The organism is Oligoflexus sp., assembly GCF_035638955.1.
Classification (GTDB): domain Bacteria; phylum Bdellovibrionota_B; class Oligoflexia; order Oligoflexales; family Oligoflexaceae; genus Oligoflexus.
The window spans coordinates 1-3,329 of record NZ_DASQYZ010000234.1 but is presented as its reverse complement, the minus strand read 5'-3'; the positions used below and the strand labels follow the sequence as shown (position 1 = coordinate 3,329).

Sequence of the window (3,329 nt, the reverse complement as noted above, 5' to 3'; positions counted from 1 at the left end):
CCAGCGTATGCAGGTCAGCACAATAGATTTGGGGAAATGTTTGCCTTTGAAACTGATGGCCATATCCGCTCCGTGGATAAGGTGATTAGCAAATATGGCCTATCATGGAGCCTCATACTACATTTTTTTTGCAACAGATCCATTCATTACCTATTACAAATGTCAACAACCGTGAATAGAGAGCTTTTTTACAGTTAGCATTATAGAAAAACTTTTTTCATCGGCGGCTAGGTTTGATCAAAAAGATCCGAACTAGCGATTGCACCTACCTTTCAATTCAAGTAGACCAGCAGCAAGAATTAAGATTCATTCTCTTTGCCATTGAGGTACGTTTTGAAAACCCATTCAAAAATATTTTTCAGCATCATTCTGCTAGTGGCGGGTTTTGCATGCCAGCCGCAGAATCAGCAAAATTCCGAGCAAAAGATTGTGGACAAATCACATTTGCAACGTGATCTGCTTCAGGCAGGGTCATTTACTGTCGATGAGTCACTCTACAGTGTGGCATCTGCCATTGATTACGACGTTCTACCGGCGCCACCAGCGGGTAAACCGGAAGTTAAAACAGATATACGCGGCAAACTCTATCTCCCGAAAGGCACTGGCAAGTTCCCTGTTTTAGTCTATTTGCATGGCAATCATGCAACCTGTGGTGAAGAAACTGGTGAGGGCAATCCCCGCATTGATACAACAGTCGACTACACACTGAAGGGCAGCTGTCCCGATGGGCTGGTCGAAAGTCCAAGCTTTCTCGGCTATGAATACTCTGCCCGTCAATTGGCCTCCTGGGGTTACGCGGTGATTTCGATAAATGCGAACCTTGGCATAACAGGCCGCAATGGCTACGATGCCTGGGACAATGGGTTGGTTTATGCGCGGGGCGCCCTCGTACTCAAACATCTGATCACTCTGCGTAAATGGTCTTTGGCGGGCGACAGCAGTGCTCTGGCCAACAGGAGTCTGGACGTAAACAACAAATTCGATTTTACCGAAGTTGGTCTTATGGGGCACTCGCGAGGTGGTGAAGGTGTTCGGTACGCTTATAATATTTACGAAAAAGCAGCAGTTGATAGCGTCTGGAAGCAGCAGCTCCCTGATCTGAAAATTAAAGGTGTCTTTGAAATCGCCCCTGTTGATTTTGGAACAACTTCAGGAGCGTTAAAGGCTGAGGCTCTTGGCACTGCCTGGGCCGTCCTCATCGGCGGCTGTGACCGCGATGTCAGCACGTTTATGGGGACCGGTCCCTACGCCCGGATGCTTTCAAGCAATGATGGCCATCCAAAAGCCATCTTTACGGTCTGGGGAGCCAACCACAATTTCTTCAATACGGAATGGCAAGAATCTGATGCACCAAATGCCTGCATTGGCAGCCAAAAGCCTTTATGGAATGTGGCTGCGCAGCCTTTTTCCGGTGCGTTGGCTCTGAAAGCCCCCAATGCCTTGCAAGGGGTCAAAGGCTCTGAAGTACAGCAGGCATTCGCGAAAGGGTTGATGTTCTCATTTTTCAAGGCCACTGTTGGCAAGCAGACCGATTCCACTCTTCTGCATACCTTTGATACCCAATATGCCCTGCCCATTGCCTTTAATGAACTTGGCCCTACCAATCGTGAATTCATCAGACTTAAAGATAGCGTACTTGTTGCCAAAGCTGGCAGTGCAGTTTCCGCAAGGCGTTTGGAAGGCACAATCGCACTCGAGAAACTCAATGATAAGCTTAAGGAATTGCAGGCGTACTGGAATGCTGTTGCGACTCAAGATGGTTATACACGTCTGACTGTCGCGCTGCTTTCAGGGATATTTCCCCGTGATCCGCTCATTCTGGTATCGCCGGTGCTTACTGCTGAACAAACTGTCGATGTGCCTTTCCAAAGTCTTATCGACACCAGCAACTACTGGACAGTTGATGCCAGCCTTGCGCGCCGAACCGGCTGCTTTACCTATCCCGAAAAAGACTGTGTGCCGGAGCCGGGCGCATCGGAAGTTGACGTGGCTTTGGTGTATGAAGACGGCACCAATTCGAAGTTTGTGCAACTATCGGACTATATCAAGCTAGAAAACTATTATAGTAACTATTTCGAGAGGGTTTTTGTGCGGGCCAACCCACAGGAGGAGAAATCGTTTACCCTTGGATTCAACTATGTGCCACTTCTGTTCAGTACGGCTCGATTTGAACTTACTGATTTCTCTTTGCAAAATCAAAATATCAAAGGTCTGCGCTTCAAGTTTCCTGCAGGGAAACGAGTCGAACTTGCAGTTGATGAAGTCAGGCTGGTGAAACGCTAAGTTTCCATTATAAGGACCAGACCTGGGATTTTCATTGGCATCACCCGTCCTGTGAGGCACGAATTTTGGATGCGTAGACCATCGAAGGCTCTACTGCGAAAGACTTTGGCATTTTGACATAAACTGTTCATATGCCCGGTTCACCTTATCCAAGGGAATGGATATTGGTACTGAGCTTCAAAGGACGGCATTCCAATGGTCGGTCATTTGTCGGTTAAATAGGGGGTGCAACATGCGGCAACATCCCCCTACTTAACCTGGCAAATACAACGGCGACAATGATCCAGGGCCCCGGAAAGAATGCCCAAAATTCCATCAGGCCTTGATTGCCAAGGCTTTCAGGTAAGCCGTAATTTTGAAATTTCCCAATAATTTTAACGGCCGGCCTATTTTATAGGCATTCTTTCCGGGGCCCTGACAAAAAACGGCTCTGTCGCAAACATTTAAAAGGGTGAAGTGAGTTTCTGAAGGAATCATCCCCCGGACGCAGTTATCCTGCAAGGGCATAAAACTGCTCGAATGGAGTGGAACCTTGAATGTCGATCTGACCTTTTTTGATCATGGCCATTATCTCGATTCCGGCAATCGTTTTCGCGGCCGACATAAAGGTCTTGAAGCCCAGCATGGGCCTTGTCCTTTGCCTCACCCGCCTGTGATCCTGCTCGATAAGGTTATTCAGATATTTCACCTGCCGGAGCTCAATGTCAGTGGAGTGTTCGTGATTGAAAGCCTTGAGACCGGCGGCGTTGGACCCTGACTTGTCTGCGTTGATCTTTTCCGGCACTCCATGCTGACGAATCGCCTTTTTCAAAAACCTGATGGCCGCTTTCTGATCCCGCTTTGCCGAAAGGAGAAAGTCTATCGTATCGCCATCCCCGTCCACGGCCCGGTAAAGCCATTTGAGTTTGCCTTTGACCTTGAGGGCCATCTCATCCCAGAACCATCGGCCGGATACCGGCTTTTTTCTTTTTCTGAACTCTGCTTCGAGCTCAGGAGTATATCGGTTAATCCAGCGATGAACCGTGGAGTGATCGACCTCGACGCCG

At 48.4% G+C, this 3,329-nt stretch carries 2 protein-coding genes; one reads left to right on the top strand and one right to left on the bottom strand.

The genetic code is table 11. The features are described from left to right. Positions 1–333 precede the first annotated feature (333 nt). Entirely contained in the window at positions 334–2,283 is a 1,950-nt protein-coding gene (locus tag VE954_RS21780) for a hypothetical protein (protein ID WP_324956708.1), read from the top strand. Between the two features lie 490 nt (positions 2,284–2,773). On the opposite strand, the gene VE954_RS21775 is transcribed toward VE954_RS21780, so the two are convergent. Beyond that, positions 2,774–3,329 (bottom strand): IS6 family transposase (locus VE954_RS21775; RefSeq protein ID WP_324956706.1); only part of this gene is annotated, 556 nt, incomplete at its 5' end.